Origin of the sequence: Allokutzneria sp. NRRL B-24872, assembly GCF_002155965.1 — a bacterium.
GTDB lineage: Bacteria > Actinomycetota > Actinomycetes > Mycobacteriales > Pseudonocardiaceae > Allokutzneria.
In genome coordinates this window covers 1-608 of the sequence record NZ_MUMH01000285.1, presented here as the reverse complement: position 1 = coordinate 608, position 608 = coordinate 1, and the positions used below count along the sequence as shown (strand labels likewise).

At 66.3% G+C, this 608-nt stretch carries 2 protein-coding genes; both read left to right on the top strand.

All coding sequences use genetic code 11. The annotated features are described in order from the left end of the window. Positions 1 to 442: translation initiation factor IF-3 (gene infC / locus CCN37_RS37465; protein WP_086830160.1), on the top strand; the 442-nt coding region annotated here is incomplete at its 5' end. Positions 443 to 449: 7 nt separating this feature from the next. Beyond that, positions 450 to 608 (top strand): 50S ribosomal protein L35 (gene rpmI, locus CCN37_RS37460; RefSeq protein ID WP_086830158.1); only part of this gene is annotated, 159 nt, incomplete at its 3' end.

Below are 608 nucleotides of genomic sequence, written 5' to 3'. Positions count from 1 at the left end.
CGCCCCGCAGGCGCGCCCGCCTGTCTGCAAGCTCATGGACTACGGCAAGTTCAAGTACGAGAGCGCGCAGAAGGCCCGCGAGTCCCGCAGGAACCAGCAGCTCACGGTCATCAAGGAGCAGAAGCTCCGTCCGAAGATCGACTCGCACGACTACGAGACCAAGAAGCGCAACGTGGTGCGCTTCCTCGAACACGGTCACAAGGTCAAGGTCACGATCATGTTCCGTGGCCGCGAGCAGTCTCGACCCGAGCTGGGTTACCGCTTGTTGCAGCGCCTGGCGGAGGACGTCGTCGACCTCGGGGTCGTGGAGTCCAACCCGAAGCAGGACGGCCGCAACATGATCATGGTGCTGGCCCCGCACAAGCACATCAAGCCCCGCCCCCGCGGGCCGCTGCCCGCCGACGACGCGGGTACCGAGGACACCGGCACCGCACAGGACTGAGGACACCATGCCGAAGCACAAGCCCCACAGCGGTACGAAGAAGCGCATCAAGGTCACCGGCACCGGCAAGCTGCTCCGCGAGCAGACCGGCCGCAGGCACATCCTGGAGAAGAAGCCGAGCACGCTGACCCGTCGCCTCGAGGGCACCGAGGTCGTCGCCAAGGCC